Annotated in this window: 15 protein-coding genes; 6 read left to right on the top strand and 9 right to left on the bottom strand. The window is 54.7% G+C overall.

The features are described 5' to 3' along the window. Positions 1 to 88: 88 nt before the first annotated feature. The 3 genes from GJV37_RS06245 to GJV37_RS06235 all read left to right on the top strand — a co-directional run bounded on the left by GJV37_RS06245 (position 89) and on the right by GJV37_RS06235 (position 3,687). Positions 89 to 907 (top strand): N-6 DNA methylase, encoded by an 819-nt coding sequence (locus GJV37_RS06245; protein ID WP_138527021.1) that lies wholly within the window; start codon positions 89 to 91, stop codon positions 905 to 907. Between the two features lie 664 nt (positions 908 to 1,571). Next, positions 1,572 to 2,012 carry a helix-turn-helix domain-containing protein gene (locus tag GJV37_RS06240; protein ID WP_138526950.1) on the top strand — a complete coding sequence of 147 codons (441 nt, stop codon included), beginning with the start codon at positions 1,572 to 1,574 and terminating at the stop codon, positions 2,010 to 2,012. Between the two features lie 448 nt (positions 2,013 to 2,460). Beyond that, positions 2,461 to 3,687, top strand: coding sequence for a tyrosine-type recombinase/integrase (locus GJV37_RS06235; protein ID WP_138526951.1), 1,227 nt, complete (start codon positions 2,461 to 2,463; stop codon positions 3,685 to 3,687). On the opposite strand, the gene GJV37_RS06230 is transcribed toward GJV37_RS06235, so the two are convergent. From GJV37_RS06230 to GJV37_RS06220, 3 genes are all read right to left on the bottom strand, one after another. Then, positions 3,612 to 4,145 carry a hypothetical protein gene (locus GJV37_RS06230; RefSeq protein WP_138526952.1) on the bottom strand — a complete coding sequence of 178 codons (534 nt, stop codon included), beginning with the start codon at positions 4,143 to 4,145 and terminating at the stop codon, positions 3,612 to 3,614. The two genes, GJV37_RS06235 and GJV37_RS06230, sit on opposite strands and share 76 nt — an antisense overlap. Then, positions 4,138 to 4,449, bottom strand: coding sequence for a hypothetical protein (locus GJV37_RS06225; protein ID WP_138526953.1), 312 nt, complete (start codon positions 4,447 to 4,449; stop codon positions 4,138 to 4,140). Before GJV37_RS06225 ends, GJV37_RS06230 begins: the two co-directional genes overlap by 8 nt. Before the next feature lie 197 nt (positions 4,450 to 4,646). After that, positions 4,647 to 4,892, bottom strand: a complete 246-nt coding sequence (locus GJV37_RS06220; protein WP_138526954.1) for a hypothetical protein — start codon at positions 4,890 to 4,892, stop codon at positions 4,647 to 4,649. A gap of 547 nt (positions 4,893 to 5,439) precedes the next feature. Here GJV37_RS06220 and GJV37_RS06215 point away from each other — a divergent pair. Beyond that, the gene (locus GJV37_RS06215; RefSeq protein ID WP_138526955.1) at positions 5,440 to 5,670 is read left to right on the top strand and encodes a hypothetical protein; all 231 of its coding nucleotides are present in this window, start codon (positions 5,440 to 5,442) and stop codon (positions 5,668 to 5,670) included. 143 nt (positions 5,671 to 5,813) lie between these two features. On the opposite strand, the gene GJV37_RS06210 is transcribed toward GJV37_RS06215, so the two are convergent. The 5 genes from GJV37_RS06210 to GJV37_RS06190 all read right to left on the bottom strand — a co-directional run bounded on the left by GJV37_RS06210 (position 5,814) and on the right by GJV37_RS06190 (position 11,188). Next, positions 5,814 to 6,179 carry a histone-like nucleoid-structuring protein, MvaT/MvaU family gene (locus tag GJV37_RS06210; protein ID WP_193452230.1) on the bottom strand — a complete coding sequence of 122 codons (366 nt, stop codon included), beginning with the start codon at positions 6,177 to 6,179 and terminating at the stop codon, positions 5,814 to 5,816. A gap of 275 nt (positions 6,180 to 6,454) precedes the next feature. After that, the gene (locus GJV37_RS06205) at positions 6,455 to 7,342 is read right to left on the bottom strand and encodes a ParB/RepB/Spo0J family partition protein (RefSeq protein WP_193452229.1); all 888 of its coding nucleotides are present in this window, start codon (positions 7,340 to 7,342) and stop codon (positions 6,455 to 6,457) included. 841 nt (positions 7,343 to 8,183) lie between these two features. Beyond that, positions 8,184 to 9,149 (bottom strand): ParB/RepB/Spo0J family partition protein, encoded by a 966-nt coding sequence (locus GJV37_RS06200; protein ID WP_193452228.1) that lies wholly within the window; start codon positions 9,147 to 9,149, stop codon positions 8,184 to 8,186. Between the two features lie 268 nt (positions 9,150 to 9,417). Continuing rightward, positions 9,418 to 10,551 carry a ParA family protein gene (locus tag GJV37_RS06195; RefSeq protein WP_193452227.1) on the bottom strand — a complete coding sequence of 378 codons (1,134 nt, stop codon included), beginning with the start codon at positions 10,549 to 10,551 and terminating at the stop codon, positions 9,418 to 9,420. Between the two features lie 124 nt (positions 10,552 to 10,675). Then, positions 10,676 to 11,188: a hypothetical protein gene (locus GJV37_RS06190; protein WP_193452226.1), complete on the bottom strand. Its 513-nt coding sequence runs from the start codon at positions 11,186 to 11,188 to the stop codon at positions 10,676 to 10,678. 1,336 nt (positions 11,189 to 12,524) lie between these two features. Here GJV37_RS06190 and GJV37_RS06185 point away from each other — a divergent pair. After that, positions 12,525 to 13,370, top strand: a complete 846-nt coding sequence (locus GJV37_RS06185) for a replication initiation protein (protein ID WP_193452225.1) — start codon at positions 12,525 to 12,527, stop codon at positions 13,368 to 13,370. A gap of 212 nt (positions 13,371 to 13,582) precedes the next feature. Here GJV37_RS06185 and GJV37_RS06180 read toward each other — a convergent pair whose 3' ends face one another. Continuing rightward, positions 13,583 to 13,933 carry a hypothetical protein gene (locus GJV37_RS06180; RefSeq protein ID WP_193452224.1) on the bottom strand — a complete coding sequence of 117 codons (351 nt, stop codon included), beginning with the start codon at positions 13,931 to 13,933 and terminating at the stop codon, positions 13,583 to 13,585. A gap of 278 nt (positions 13,934 to 14,211) precedes the next feature. On the opposite strand from GJV37_RS06180, the gene GJV37_RS06175 reads away from it, so the two are divergent. Next, a complete protein-coding gene (locus tag GJV37_RS06175) occupies positions 14,212 to 15,045 on the top strand; it encodes a hypothetical protein (RefSeq protein ID WP_138526855.1) in 834 nt (277 codons plus the stop codon). Positions 15,046 to 15,453: the final 408 nt, after the last annotated feature.

Raw genomic sequence — 15,453 nt, 5'->3', positions numbered from 1 at the left:
TGCATGGGGTTCTGATCCACCGTTGCACGGCTTGGGATCGCAAAAGCGCATGTGATCGTGGTGCTCCAGCTCCTAAGCAGGTTGCACCATGAACGCCACGGCAAAAATCCCCACGGTCACTTCTGAAGTACACCGCAAGAACATCGTCAAACTCCTGGAACGTGCCAGTCGCCGTCACCACCTGTGGGACGTCTTCGGCGACTTCGTTGAAATGGCCGCAATCGCAGTATCCAATGGCGTCGACCTTTCACAGAGAGAGCCGCGCGAGGCACGCTATATGGCGTTGATGCAGCGCTACGAAGCGGATGAGCAAAAGCTGTTCCCTCAAATGCTTGCCGAGTTGACGATGGCCCTCGAGTTTGGTCCCGATGATGTCCTAGGAAAGGTCTTCGGCGAACTCGAATTGGGGAACACTGCCCGTGGTCAGTTCTTCACGCCCTACTCGGTGTGCGCCCTCATGGCACGTCAGCAGGTAGGCGACGGCCGCGACTTACGACGCCTCATTGCGAGCAAAGGGTTCATTACGCTGCTCGAGCCTGCGGTCGGAGCCGGCGCCATGGTCGTCGCCATGGCTGAGGCCCTTCAGGAAGAAGGGTTGAGCTATCAGAACCACATGCACGTGACGGCCCAGGACATCGACTCGCGCGCCGTTCACATGAGCTACCTACAACTCAGCCTGCTGCACATCCCCGCAACGATCATTTTGGGCAACACCCTGGCGGCCGAGGAGCGGGAGCACTGGTACACGCCGGCCCATATTTTTGGGCTTTGGTCGGTCAGACTCCGCCGCGGCTATGCCCTTGGCAGCGATCTGGATCAGGACCAGCAGAAGCCAGCTGAAACACGACAAAATATTATTGTACCGGTTAGAAATCAGGACAAACTGACGCAACTAGCCCTGTTCTAAGGCTGTAACTCCGGCAATCCCGAATAGGCATGCACCATATAATAATATTATACGAGTATTGTGGTCGATAAATTACTTCCCCCAATCCCAGCTTGCGCGGAACAAATATATTATCCTTGACTAACTCCAGTTTGCGCTTAATTATTCGCACGCCGGACAATTTCGTCTTTAGGGAATCTCATGAATCAACTTCGACACTGCATACTGGCGGCGGGGCCCGTCTTGCTTTTAGCTCTCCTAGGCGGGTGCGATTTTCTCGAAACCCCTACTAAGGCTCATGCCGTCCCTAACCAGGACGGCAAGTATGTACAGTTCTTCTTCGGTGAAACTGGAGACACACTCTACGTAGAGGCGGCGGTGGTCACGGGGAGCAAGAAACAGGTCGCGAATGGCTCTGCAAAGGGGATTCCACGTGGCCCTGTCGGCCGGATAGGGCTTATTCAGGTGGATTTCGAAGCCTGCGGTCGAGTGTCATTAGGCCAGAACGGAAGCGATCAGAATACGATTATTGCTGTTCAAGATCCTAACTTGTCGATACCCACCGCAACATGTCCTATCGCATCGTGGAGCGGTGATTGGCGCGTTATACGAAAGTAACCAAACGCACTTGGGAATATTTTTTACAGACGTAAAAGGGAGATTCCACACCACTGGAGTCTTATCTATGAAGCCCCTTCAGATCCAATATTTTAACCATTCCGTATTGGCGACGCGACTTGCTAAAGAGGTTCAAAGCAGGGCGGTTACGCTGGATGAATTGAGCGCTGCGACTCATATCCCCAGCGATTCTCTGAATGATTTCATCACCGGAACGCAGTGCCCGACGCTCCATCAACTCGCAACAATCGCGTCCGTGGTTGGCCTCTCGCCGGCATGGCTCGCTTTCGGCCAGGGCGAAGCGGAATTGCCGTCCGTGGCGTCCGCCCGGGGCGAGTACGCAAGTGACTTGCGTCTGTCACCGGATGAGCTGAAAGCTAAGTACAGCTTCGAGCATCCCCTTTTCAACCAGGCCACGTGGATCAACCAGGTAGCCGCCGGCATTTACCTCGAAGGGTACTGGGCGTGGACAGCTGAGCAGCTCAGAGAGCTCAACTCACCCGAGTAAGCGGACGGCGCCGCCGCAACACAATACATGTGTGGGACAAACTGTGGTTCAGAACTGGAGCTATTAACCTGAACTTAGTATTGGCGCTGCCTCTAGCCTTTAAGTACGGGGATAATTTATCCCCGTACTTTTCCAAGAAATCTGGTACTTTTCGCGACCGTAGTAGAGGGAAGAACGATGCCTCAACGAACGAGCGTCCACACCGGGCGACTTGCCATTCCGTTGCCTGAAAACTGCTCCGATGAATTTGCCGCGGGATGGTCGCTGGCTGACATGCACTTAGCCGTGCCCCCCCTCCCCTCCTTTGTTCCCCCCCAAGACTGGACGGACGAAAAACAGGTTGGGTATCAGGCGCGCATGGCTGCGACGTGCTTTCTGTCGCGTGAAGAGATGAAAAATTAACTGTTGCTACTAGCAACACACTCAACAGCAGAACCGAAGGCCCAGCGTGTCAAAGCTCACTGCCGCATTCGTCAAGGATCAAACCAGTCCCGGTTCATACGGTGATGGCCGTGGGCTCATTCTTAAGATTCGAAAGAACGGGACAAAAACTTGGCTTTTTCGCTACAGTTTCGGCGGTGATCGCTTCGATTTGACCATTGGCGCCTATCCCGGTGTGGGGTTGAAGGAAGCCCGCCTTGCCGCGGATGAGTACCGCCTGCAGATCGCTAAAGGGACAAACCCTCAAGCCGAGAAGCGACAGCAACGGCTGGAGGCGGAAGCGGTAAACCGTAGCCGCGTGGCATTTGAGGATGAAGCCGGTCGATACATTGCGACCCATGCTCCGGCCTGGAGCAAGAAACACCGACAGCAGTGGGAGAACTCTCTCGCCGACTACGTGTTTCCTGTGATCGGTACCATGCGCCCGGCCGATGTCGACACCGACGATGTTCTTGAGGTCCTCGAACCGATCTGGTTGAAAATCCCGGTCACCGCACGGCGTGTGCGAAACAGAATCGAGCTGGTCCTGGACGCTGCCAAGGCTCGAAAGATGCGCGAAGGAGAGAACCCCGCGCGCTGGCGAGGACACCTCGACAAGCTGCTGCCCAAGCAGATCCGTACGAGTGTCCCCTTCCCTGCTGCCACTCCAATCGAAGCTAGGGCTTCGCTTAGCCAGCTCGACAGCATCGATGGAATAGCTGCACGAGCAGCTGAACTGATAATCCTGTCGGTCCTTCGTAACGGAGAGGTATGTGGTGCGCAGTGGCCAGAGTTTGATTTCGGGAACCGCATCTGGACGATTCCACCTGAGCGAATGAAGAACAACCGCACCCACAGGGTCCCTATTACCGATCGAATGCTTGAAGTCATCAACCAGGTGAAAGGGGAGCACAGCGTATGGTTGTTCCCCAATGCGCGCGGAAAGGGACCGTTGCCGAGCAATGCGATCGGGCGCGCACTCTCGAAGCTAAAGGCTCCACAAGGAGTTCCTCACGGCTTCCGATCGACCTTCCGGACTTGGGCAGCTGAGGATACGAGCGTGCCCAGGGAAGTCTGCGAGATGGCACTGGCGCATCGGGTCGCAGGAAAAGTCGAGGCGGCCTACAACCGAAGTGATTTCTTGGAGAAGCGTCGATCGCTGATGGAGCTGTGGCACAGCTACCTGAGTGGCGGCGCCGGCAGTGTTGAGCTCGAGGATTCCTCAATCCCTTCCCAAACGAACCCATCTCCCTGACATAGCGCGCAGGCCTCGCGGTCGGTGGCGTCGTTGTGACAACGTGGGCACTCATAGAACGCCGCCAGGTCGAGGCGAATGCCAATGCCAGCGGCGCGCTCCACGTCGCCGGCATCCTCGGCCAGTTCCTGGGCGGCCAGCAACACGCGATACTGATCGGCGTCCTCGATCCTGGGCGCGCGGTGCGGATCCTCGCCACGCGGCAACGGAACCAGGTGCAACACCTCCCCCGAGTTGAACACTACACGCGTGCCCAGGATCACCCCGCCGCGGTTGGAGCGCATTAACAGCTCCGGCGGATCCACGTCCACCGAGCGCACCACGCCGTCCCAGGGCGTCAGCGGAGTCACTTGGAAGTCGCGGCCGCGGTAAACGCCGTCGCGGATACTGCCGGCGTCATCACCGTTCGCGTCACGCAATTGGTAGCAGGCGAACGGGCTGTAGGGGCGTTTACGCATCAGGACACGGGATGCGCTGCAGTTGGTAGCGCTGGCCGTCGGCGGCGGTGTAGATCGCGCTGGCTAACTCGATCTGCCCGAGCTCGTCGGCGCCGGCGAGTATGCGGAAGGGGGCCAAGCTGTTATTGAGCTCCACGCGGCCCAACGGCTCCCCGTACAGCCGCCCGTTAGGCATGAGTTGCTGCACCGGGTAGAGGTTGCGGTCGACCAGGTAGAAGGCCGGGAAGGGATCGAGGCCGCCGTCGTCCTGCAAACGACGCAGCTTGTAGCAGTGGTCAGGGTAGTAGCCAATGTCGGTCGCCACGAGCGTGCTCCAGTGCGCGGGATTCGGCTCGGATAATATCCCGCTTCGCTCTGCCGCCAATACTGGCCCTAAATTGGCGTACCAGTAGTGGTACTTCTGGCAACCAGTCCCCAACAAAAAGCCCGCCGGGTGGCGGGCTCATGTGGGGGGCAATTTAACAATGGGCCCGTTATGCAAACTCGGCCAGCTGGCCAATTTCAAATGTCATCGTTTGCCGGCGGCCGGCAGCGCTCGAAAGTAACCCGTATCTGATCGGCGAACGCCGCGCAGTCCTCGGCGCTCAACATCCCGGCGGCCTCCAGCTCGATCAGCCGGCCATGCAATACGCCTTGCCACCACACGCGCAGGTCCGCTTCCGGCTCTTGCACAGCCAGGGCCAGAGTGTCGCGCAGCTCGGCCAGCTTGCGCCGGCGGCGGGCTTCGGGGATGTCATCCGGGCACATAGCAGGGGCGGGTTCCTTTCAAGCTGCGATTCGAAGTGACGGATGGGGCTTGCCGACGCGACCGTCGTGATACCACCCGCACCGGCAAGCGCCGGCGTGGAAAACCCACAACAGGACACCAGAAGGTCGTGACGCCAGGATCAGGGGCGAATCCACTACCGAGGCGCCAACGATGCCCGATCTTCATAACCTGGCCGACATCTGCACCATCCTGGGCTTCGCCTTGTCGATCTACCTGATCGCCCGCCGGCAGCAATGACGCCCCGGAAGACCCCCTTAATCACTGAGGAGAGGGTTCCTTTCTGTGTGACGGTAATGCGACACGCCTTGCGGAACTCCATCGATGCGGGGTTGGTGCCTACTCGCTCCCAGCCACCTTAGGGCTGTTAGTACTCGTGAGTTGCGCTAGACGATAGTCGCGCCATGAAGCGGCGATATTCCGCAGAGCGCGATGGTTGTATACGGACAACATCCCTACGTCCAGGAGCGCGTCGTAGTGTCCCTGCACGATACCCGTTCGAACATGGACTTGAAGAGGATCAGTCTCATGACTGATCTGCTCGATGAGCTTCATCATTTTCGCAGAAAGTTGAGGCGATATTTCATCCAGCTTTGGTGTTCTGGGGGCGGTGTTCATTTAAGGTCCAATCACGAGATACCAGAGAGATGTCACAAGCTAGTCGATTTCCTGGTTGATTTTCACGCAGGACCACCGTTCATTTCCATCACCGTCAACGGTGATGCGGTACCTGAAAAGGTCGCCGTCTTCTTCATATAACCGTGATGCTGATCGGCCGCGGTGCCAAAGCTGGCCAGCTGCAGGCCCGTCGACGACAGGAATTTGCGGCGAGTTCATCTGGTGCACGACTCCGTCCCCTAAACAACAAAAGGCCTTTCGGCCCTTTGTTAATACGATCGCTGTTACTGAAGCCAGCTCTCTACGACTTCTGCACCGTACTCCGCCTTCCAGGCCTTCAGGCCGCTGTGATTGCCACCCTTGGTTTCAATCACCTCGCCGTTATGAGGATTTTTATAGGTCTTCACCTGGCGAGGTTTGCGACGGGAGTCAGCTTGGGCGCCTGCCACCTGCCCCTTCAGCCTGCTATCCGGATCCAGGAGACTGATCACGTCGCGCAGCGACTTCTGATGCTTTTCCATGAGATCGCGAAGCTTCTTCTCGAACTCGAGCTCCTTCTGCAGCTGCTCAGAACCTTTGAGCTTCTCCAGTTGTTGTTGAAGCCGATCGATCTCAGATTCGATATTGCGATATTCGTGGATGATTGACATGGAGTCCTCCTCTAATTCCCTCGATCTTATATAAATCGATTATGGTCCGCTACGACTTTGTTCAGATTGCCCCGATCCAAATGGCGGCGCTGTAACCAAAAAGGAATCCGAAAGCAATGTATGCAGGGTAGTTAACAGAATTTTTGATCTGCTGGATCATGCGACACCTCGTAATTCCTTTGCTACGTCTATTTGTTACATCCGTTGTGATGTCAGGGACTGCGAACCTCTGTCACCATCATCCAAACACACCAGAAAGGAATCCCAACAAAATTTTATCTTCTGTAGAGCCGGCTTCTAATCTTGTCCCTCAGCAGCACAGCTATTTCAGTTGTGAAGGCAAGCAGCTGCAAATCTAGTCCCTCGTCGACAGCGTCGAGAATTTCTTCGACCACGCTCGCTGCCTCCCTCCCCTCCTGCATTCCAGAATCTGCAAGTTCGAAAAGCAGCAACGCTGATGGTTTCCTTGTTGGCTCTGACGTGGCATTCGAGTCATCTGAAGGTAGCAACGCAAACTCTTCTGGTTGGGGTGCTTCTCGGCGATCAGGAGCATCCTGGACTGGTGTTTCTTCAGCGCGATCCTTCGGCTGCTTCATACGCTGTGCTGCCAAGCGCAGCGCCTTTGCCCCTCGATCACACAGTTCGTCTTGCTGCTGTACGGGGAGCTTTGCCAACTGTTCAGCGATGGAGATGCTCACCTCTCCGTTCTTTACCGCCTTTACGAGCTTGGGTGCTCCATCACGCAAGACTCGCTTTGCGGATGAGACGGATCTAGGGGAGACATTCATCGTCTTTGCAGCGTTGGGAAGTAGTATGCGCGGGGCTCGCTCTGCTGCGTCTCCGTCGACTTGGGGATCCTCCTTGGCCAGCTCTACAGCTATCAAGGCACGCTGTGCTGTCGTCAGGTGCCTCCTGCGGAGGTTCAGTGCGACGACAAAGGCGAGAGGATCACCACCGTCATAGTCCTTGGTGATCGGGGTCACCCCCAACTCTAAGCAGACTCGATAACGGTTGCGACCGTCGAGGATCTTGCCTTCGAGCAGAATGATAGGTTCGAGCTGACCTTGTTCCTGGATGTCGGCCTTAAAGCCATCGAAGTCAGCCCCCGATAGGAGCGGGAAGATGTTTGCGAAGGGGTGGTACTCAAGGACCGCGGTCTGCATCGAAGGCTCCCATGGTTGGTCTTCGATGCAGCCTAAGTTGTTGCCGGAGAGTGTTTGATTCTTTTCCAGCAACAAAAGTGCAAGAAATTGGTCGACACTAATCCTGGTTTGACATCGACTCTATTTCGTCGATAAGAGCCTGTAGAGCCTGCGGATCAGGGTCAGTTTTGACGAATTGTACGGAGTTGTCGGAAAGCACTTCCAACACGCCCCATTGGAGCTCACGCAAGTCCTGGCCTGGCTCCGGCGGGTTTTCCCAGTACGGTATCCTCCGTACGACGTGTGGCGTTTTCGAGCTGTTCATAGTTTGTCTCGGCCGGTTCCTCGAGCGTATGGCAGTTTCATGCGTCGCTCCTTGTGACGCTAAGACAATATATTACAAAACTTCAGGTAATGACCAATTGCCATTACCGCGATTCCTTTCTCACTTCCTAAAAAAATGATCTAACCGCCGGCGTTAAAAAATCGTCAAATACTTGTCGGCTTATTTTCTGCAACATTTACGTTCGAAATAGCATGTAACCTAACTAATGCAGAAGAGCACCCTCCCCTCCCCTGCTCTGGAGCGACTGCGCGATCGAAATGATGACTTCATCGAGACCATCTATTTCGGCAATTCCCCCACTTATGGTGGGCCTATTTTCGAGCTTATCCGACGGAAGTGTCATCACGAATCGGTCCGGTGATGCTGGGTCTACAAGGATAGTGATCCCAGACATACTCTCGAAGGCGATAACAAATCGGCCATTACTTATCGACAGGCTCGCATTAGTCTTGAGTGCTTGCGCACTCAAGACCTCCTCTGCCCCGTTTTCGTGCCGGATCGTGATGAGTCCCATTTTCACTCTCCGGACTGCAGCTCGGTTGTATCAAGCGAAGCGAGAAACTCCTGGAGTTTGGAGTTCAGCTTCTCGGGATTGATGCTTTTTTCGATTGTGAGTTCCAATTTCTCACCGGCGACCTTCAGCTTCCCAATACCCTGAATGGTCTGGATCTGGGGGCTACGTCGTGGTGAGTGGTTGGATTCGGGCCGCGCCAGGAAGCGCAGAGCGGCTTCTTGAGTCATGCCCTCCTCTGCCATTTTCGTAACCACATCTCCGAGCTTTTCAGGATCTTGCTCACCGTAGGCGACGAACTTTGGTGCGTAGTTAAGCGTAATTAGCCACGGCTTCTCATCGAGAATTGCCTTAACCGAGTCTGGAAGCGACATCATTGCGACACAGCGACTTACGGACGAGACGTTGATTCCAAGTTGCCGTGCAAGTGCACGTTGTGAGGTGTCTCCGTCTGCCAGGGCGTTTTGGTATGCCCTTCCCCGCTCATAGTCCGTCAGGTCTTCTTGTTCATTGTCGGTAAGAGCTAAGACCAAAGCGACCGCATCTGTCATAGGTCTGACAATGGCTGAGATCGTTGGCCGGCCAAGCAGCTTCGTTGCTCGCCATCTGCGTTCCCCACCGACCAACTCGAACATGCCGTTCTGAAGTGGTCTCACCAGGATGGGCTTAGCCAGGCCCAGCGTTTGGATCGAGTTCGCGAGCTCTTCTAATGCTTCCTCGTTAAATGTAAGGCGCGGTTGATACGGAGACCGAACTATCTGGTCTACTCCGATATCTTGGAGAACCGCTTCGTTGGCGAGAATAAACTCTCCTTCCAGCGGCTGGATGACAGCGTTCTCTTGTTCTGGAGTGATGGGGCTTGGCGTGGGAGCTGGTGGCGGACCTTCACCATCACCCACAACCCGGGCAGGTTTGCGCACCCCAACCATACCGCCTGGTTTTGCTCGACCTGGATAGTCGTTCGACTTCATTTTTTGTCTCCTAATGGGTGTTGCTACTAGCAACAGCCGCTGGATTCTGCGTGGCTCTTTCGCATCAGATGAGTGCTTTTGCTGAGTGTTGCTACTAGCAACACTTCGTCAGACCACACCATTTTCATCCGTGTTGCTACTAGCAACAGATTGTGGCGTCGGTGGTCGTTCCGTTTACCTGATCACCGCTGGGCCAGTGTTGCTACTAGCAACATCATCACTTCTCGTTTGCCCCATGATCGCTGTGTTGCTACTAGCAACACCTACATCAAGAGGCATGGCCGATTTTTTGAACCACTTGAAGGATCTCTTGGTAAACCTTACGAGCGGCTTCCAAGGTATCGGGCTTGGCATTCTTCCAGAGGAGCAGCGGGAACCCTTGATCCATAGCCTTCGAATAGTCTTCAGAGAAGTACAGGTTTTCCTGAGTCACACGCCCAGGGAAGTACTCGTTGAGCAAGGCGAGGTGCTGAAGAATTCTTGGGCGATTACGAATGAACATCGTTGGGATAACGGCAAGCGCAGGGCTCCGTTTGTAGTCCTCTGCAAAACGCAGAAGCCAATCGTTCAGGCGATTCAGCGCGCGGAACGAAAGCTTATCCATGCGGATGGGGCAAAGCTGCAGGTCACAAGCTGCTACTGAGTTCTTTGTCAGCCTGGATGCTGCCGGCGCGTTATCGAAAATGATAACGTCATACACTGACAGATCACAGTTCGGAAGCTTCCCGGAGTTACCGGCCTTGATCCATTCCGAGTACCAAAAATCGGGGTTATTGGCAGCATCCAGTGCGATGCTCAGATCTTCGAGCGAGTTGTCAGCTGGAATGATGTGAGGACCGTCGACGCCAAAGGGCATTTTGACTACCTGGTCGAGTGTCTTGGTCTCGAACGGCTTCATGCGGAGGAGGGGAGCGATTAGGTTGCCCAAATGGCCATCGACAATTCGATTCTTGGGAATCCCAAAGGCCTCAAGGTCCTCATAGCTGAGGTCCGCGTCATAGTCGAACATGCTCGACGTGTCCCCTTGAGGATCGTTGTCGATAACCAGAACGCGCTGTCCGGAAAGCTGGAGTTGAATAGCCAGATTGGTTGCGTTGGTCGATTTTGCCGTGCCGCCCTTGTGAATGAACACAGAGATGACGACCTGTTTCTGTAAAGGCTTGGTGTAACCCCGTTGACGGCGCACAGCGGCAATTTTGAAGAGATCAGATGGACGATACGCGCGTGTAGTGACGGTACCGCGAGGGACGCGAGGAATATCGATGCCGTTCTCTTCCTCGATATCCTTCAACCTTCTGGTGGTCAATCCAAAGCAATCAGCTGCGAATTGCGGTGTGTAGTAGACCTGTTCCCAGTCGACGTAGTTTTGCATTTCTTCTTCGTGTTCGACGTGCGTATTCATCATCCACCTTCGGCATCAAGTTGTGCATCGAAGGAGATCATAGTTCCGGATTTTAAAATTCCCAAGCTTTCAGTTCAGGCTTTCGTCTGATTTTAGGCAGAAAACCTGAACTGAGGTCTGATTACTAGGCATAACGAGGAAGCAAGGCCCGATCTGCTCTATAGCCGAAGGTTGATACCGTGATGGAGAAACGATCACTCAAACCATCATTTTCGACAGTCACCTCGAGATCACCTTGTCGATAGGTCACCGAGGTGAAGCCGGCCTGGCCTTCGATCTCAGTTACTACGTCCAGCTGCTCATTCAGACGTTCCAGGATCGGTTCGAAGTAAGGCGTATCGATTTTCGCCAAGGCAACGTCAAGGATCCCCCTGGAGTTGAAGGACAGCTGTACATCGTGGAGTCCTTCCGTTTTGAGCTCCCAGTCGTTCAGACCGTAAACAGGACCCCCGGTGTATGAAATACCGATTTCATCGATGATCTTCATTGCTTTCTGTACATCGGAAGCAGTGGTTCCGCCGACCTGGACACAGTGATGAAGATGATTAGTGCCGTGCTGTGCGTCTGCCCTATGAGGCGTTATCAAAGTGAGCGCTTCCAGGAATCGCTCCAGCGGCTGTTTTTCTTCTGCAGACATCCAGTAGCTCCGGATTTGGTTGGTCCGGACAATTTTGTGGAGTGGGGTAGGGTGCTAGCGGTCTTTTCTGACCGAATTCCTGCCTGAATTGAAAAATTTTGCGCAAGCTATGAACCACAAACCCTCAGAAACCTTTTTAGAGCTTGTTTTTCTCTTGTTTTTTCTTGTTTTTCTCTTGTTTTTAGCAGGCTGGAGGCCTTGTGGGGCGGGGCTTTCAGAAGGGCATCGACTACAAGAACCGGTATTGCGACTACAGATTCCCTGCTTACGACTACGAATCGCGGGCTCACGACTACAGTAACCGGCGTTAAAAGCTACAGCTACCGGCTGTTATCCACAGGTTATGAGCAGCTTTTGAACTGGGTGACCGATTGGGTATGGCCCGCAGGACAGATGGGCAGACCAAATTGTGACTGATAAGGCGTTCTGCGTTTCAGTGTGAGCGAACTTTGGCCATGGCGAAGCAGTAACGACTACAGATTCCGGCTGGATGTGTATCAGAAGCATAACTACGACTACAGATTCCGGTAGGAACCGCCAGGAATCCCTACTCATCGACTACAGATTCCGGCTCGCGAAAACCATCTCAGTTATGAGCTCGCCGGAAGCCGCGTAGCACTAAGGCTAGGCTGCATCGACTACGAATTCCGGCTGCGCATACTTGGATCTCCTTTCGACTACACATTCCGGGTATAGCTCGGTGTTGAGCAAGCCAAGGATCGACATCTACAGCACGAGCAGCCCAATGCGTGGCTTCTTTTCTAACCGACTTTGTGCAGGAAAGCCGCTCTTGCATTCCTCCCGCCCCGAGAATAGAGCGTAATGCATTGATTTATATAGATTTAATCAAATCGACTACGGATTCCGGCTGTGAGTAGATATCCGATCATAGCCGGGGAGGAAATGGCTTCGTGACTCGACTACAGATTCCGGTACTCGAGTTGGGGAAATCCCTCAACAGCAATCGACTACAGATTCCGGCCGTTGCTAAACGACTACAGATACCGGCTGTGTCATGCGGTGAGTTCTGCCCCTGTTACGACTACAAATTCCGGTAGCGGAGGCACCTCCAGGAGGTGAGGGTTCTTCAAGAGAGCGCATCGACTACAGATTCCGGTACGTATGCTGGCATTGAAGACGTGGGAAGTGCTCGGAGAGGAACAAACGCATAGGGAAATCAGATGCTTGTACTTCAATAGCCGGAATCTGAAGTCGAATCCATCCAGCTAGCGACTACGGTTTCCGGCTGGTGAAATGTCCAGCCCTACCTTACATGCGGTCTATCGACTACAAAGCTAAGTGCCGGTAGTCTATGGGGCATACGGGGGGAGCCCAAATGACCGCGAATAACGAGCAAGAACAACCTGGTTCTAAATCGAAGGATAAGGACCAGCGGCCGCTACGTGTTTCCAAGTCCAATGACCTAATCCAGGCTTCGTACAAACTGACTTTGCAGGAGCAGCGCTTGGTACTGGCTGCCATCTGTAAGCAGGATCCGCGCAAGCCGATGGAGAAGGTGATCAGTGTTTATGCCTCCGACTTTGCCAAGATCTACGGCATCCCACTCCGTCACTGCTACGAGTACATGAAGGAGGCCGCGGACTCCCTTTACGAGCGTGACATCAAGACCTACGACAACAAAGGAATGGACCGGAAGCGCTGGGTTGATCGCGCGAAGTACGTGACGGGGGAAGGGCGGGTGGATCTGTACTTCACCGTTCACGTGATGCCGTACCTCTCGCACCTGACCAAACGCGTAACCACTTACGATCTCCGCCGTGTCGCTCAACTTGAGTCGACAAATAGCTATCGACTGTTCGAGATGTTGATGCAGTTTCGGAGTACAGGTTGGGCGCATATTGAAGTAGATCGGCTGCGCGAGGCCCTTGGGCTAGATGGAGCCTACGAGCGCTTTAACAATCTGCGGCAGCGGGTGATTGATCCTGCGGTTAAGGAGCTCGAGGCCAAGAGTGGGCTGATTGTGACCTACGAGCTGCAGAAGGCCGGGCGCAAGGTGAAGGCAATCAAGTTTGCCTTCAAGGACGCAGTGCAGATGCCATTGGTTCTGCCGGACCAACCCGAATTCATTCCTGGGAGTTGGGACAGTGACACGCCGCTTTCTGACGCATTTGGCGAACTGCTGAATGAGGAGCATGAGATGGCGGACGCCGAAATGCATTGAAGAGTGTTGCTACTAGCAACAGCATAACCCGGCCTAGCCGGGTTTTTTTATTCCCGACTATTGGCCGTCATTCGTTGTAGGGCTGTTGCTCGACGCTGCAGTCAGGCAATCGAAATGTAGCTGTGCCGTAATCTGTAGTCGTTTTGTGGTCAGGCAGGAGCCGCCGCCGGGGGCTGCCCAGCTAACGACCGTCATCCGTTGTCATTTAAAGGTCAATGTTGAGAGTTCGGGACGACAGCAAACAGCGCACGTCGCCATCGAGCGACCTGCTCGGAACTCGCTTTACCCTGGTTCTTGAGGGCAGAAAATACTGCAACAGAAAATCGCATCGCTTCGTCGTCATCGTCATGGTGATCAATCATCACGATAGGGAAGGCACCGGCAGTCCCAAGGTCCAACGAAACAATTGCGATAGTTCTCACCAGGTGAACACCCCCGACATCGACATCTTCTGCCAGATATCTTGAGAGCGACGAGACGATCCCTTGCTCGCAAAGAGCAACCAATCCGCTTGGCTGCGTTGCTGGTCCTGCGAAAACAAATTCCGGATCAGTAATTACCATTTCATCCTCGTTGCTGCATCCAGTTGTAGGACCAGGCTATCGCGAATGTTGAGCATCCCAAGCGTGAATGCAGCAGAGACCCAGCCCTGCTGAGCAATCCCTTACCGGCCCCTGGCAAGTTGATTTCCGGCCATTTTGAGGGAGGAAAAGCTGACCTACGAGCGCATCGATCCCCGAAGCTTGGTGCTGTCCCTTACTTGGGATCCTCAAAGCGATATTTAGCGTGATGAGTAGTCAGCCGCTCGGCGATCTGAAAATTAGCTCGAAGGATAACGCCTATGTACCAAGCCCTTGCTTCAAGACCTGGTGTTCCGACCTCCACTGCTTCCCTAGCAACACCGCCGGAAGTTCCCCAACCAGAGGTGGTCCTGCTGCACCAGGCAATCCAGCTCTTGTGGGAGGTAGCACAATGCAAGGAAAACGCAGTTGATCCCCGATGGCATGCAAAGCTCGACGAACTGATGGGCAGAATTGGAGATTCACTTCCTGATCTACTCGCGCCGCAGTCAGAAGTTGAAACGCAGCAGAAGGGGGCCTGGACCGCAAATCTGACTCTGGCGGGGGTAGTTCAGGCGGCTGCATGGATGCTCAGGACGCAGGACGAAAGTCCTGGTCTCGGAATGCGCTGTGCAGAAATGTTGTCTGCAGCGCTGCAGGCCGACGCTGAAGCTGAACGAGCGCCTCTGGCTGACGCCGAAGCAGTGGTGACGCTGACAGAAATCTGGACAGCGATCGGACGCCAGCCATCAATGATGCCCAGGAAGAATGGGGTAGTAGGGATGCTGCGAATTATCGCAGGCACCTCGGGTCAGGAGATGACGGCCGCACTGCAGGACGTTATTCGTGAGCGCCGGCGTCAGCAGGATGAAGAAGGATTCACCTTCGCGCACGACGATCGTTTGTCAGTTGCTGAGCTGGCCCGGGCAGCCGGATGTTATGCGATGGGGGCAGCGGACTTGATACGGACTATCCGGCCGTTCTGGCCCTGGGACCAGGCCAGCCTCAAGTTCAAGCACCAGCGGCAGAATCTGGTAATGGCCGCAGCCACCAGCCTCACGGCTTTAGAGCGGTTCGACCGGTTGCACAACCCGCAGCCGGTGACCGACCGGTGAGCAAATACAGAAAAGGGTGCATGTTCATTCGTCGTTTGAATCCCACCGATCGAACGGACAGTTTCTTGCTGGCAGTACGTATAGCTGCGCTAAAAGTTCTGGCTGAGAGGAGAGGGCGCCTCCCTTACGTCGTCGTTCGACACGGATTCGAAGATGTCATCGCCGCCGGCGCAACCAAAGCGGAACTCAAACGAGCCATACATTGCTCCCATGCGGTGGACTGGAAAGAGGCTGCGCGCAGAACACGCGTATGGCATCGCGGAGTAAGGTGGCTCGCCTGATTAATACCACCCCTTCACTTCAGGCATGAAGGATGCTGACTCCCCTCTCCCTGTTAACAGGGGAGGGCAGGACGTTCCAGGGAGCGTTAGCTACAATAAGTGAAGGGGTGGTATTATTGGGCTGAGT

It is taken from the genome of Pseudomonas nitroreducens (assembly GCF_010994165.1).
GTDB classification, from domain to species: Bacteria; Pseudomonadota; Gammaproteobacteria; order Pseudomonadales; family Pseudomonadaceae; genus Pseudomonas; species Pseudomonas nitroreducens.
The sequence above is the reverse complement of the archived record's forward strand: the minus strand, read 5'-3'. Positions and strand labels throughout refer to the sequence as shown.

Bases quoted from the DNA above. Each gene is read 5' to 3' on its own strand.
- GJV37_RS06245 (WP_138527021.1), top strand. From the start codon at position 89: ATGAACGCCACGGCAAAAATCCCCACGGTCACTTCTGAAGTACACCGC.
- GJV37_RS06240 (WP_138526950.1), top strand. From the start codon at position 1,572: ATGAAGCCCCTTCAGATCCAATATTTTAACCATTCCGTATTGGCGACG.
- GJV37_RS06230 (WP_138526952.1), bottom strand. From the start codon at position 4,145: ATGCGTAAACGCCCCTACAGCCCGTTCGCCTGCTACCAATTGCGTGAC.
- GJV37_RS06220 (WP_138526954.1), bottom strand. From the start codon at position 4,892: ATGTGCCCGGATGACATCCCCGAAGCCCGCCGCCGGCGCAAGCTGGCC.
- GJV37_RS06215 (WP_138526955.1), top strand. From the start codon at position 5,440: ATGACTGATCTGCTCGATGAGCTTCATCATTTTCGCAGAAAGTTGAGG.
- GJV37_RS06210 (WP_193452230.1), bottom strand. From the start codon at position 6,179: ATGTCAATCATCCACGAATATCGCAATATCGAATCTGAGATCGATCGG.
- GJV37_RS06205 (WP_193452229.1), bottom strand. From the start codon at position 7,342: ATGCAGACCGCGGTCCTTGAGTACCACCCCTTCGCAAACATCTTCCCG.
- GJV37_RS06200 (WP_193452228.1), bottom strand. From the start codon at position 9,149: ATGAAGTCGAACGACTATCCAGGTCGAGCAAAACCAGGCGGTATGGTT.
- GJV37_RS06195 (WP_193452227.1), bottom strand. From the start codon at position 10,551: ATGAATACGCACGTCGAACACGAAGAAGAAATGCAAAACTACGTCGAC.
- GJV37_RS06190 (WP_193452226.1), bottom strand. From the start codon at position 11,188: ATGTCTGCAGAAGAAAAACAGCCGCTGGAGCGATTCCTGGAAGCGCTC.
- GJV37_RS06185 (WP_193452225.1), top strand. From the start codon at position 12,525: ATGACCGCGAATAACGAGCAAGAACAACCTGGTTCTAAATCGAAGGAT.
- GJV37_RS06180 (WP_193452224.1), bottom strand. From the start codon at position 13,933: ATGGTAATTACTGATCCGGAATTTGTTTTCGCAGGACCAGCAACGCAG.
- GJV37_RS06175 (WP_138526855.1), top strand. From the start codon at position 14,212: ATGTACCAAGCCCTTGCTTCAAGACCTGGTGTTCCGACCTCCACTGCT.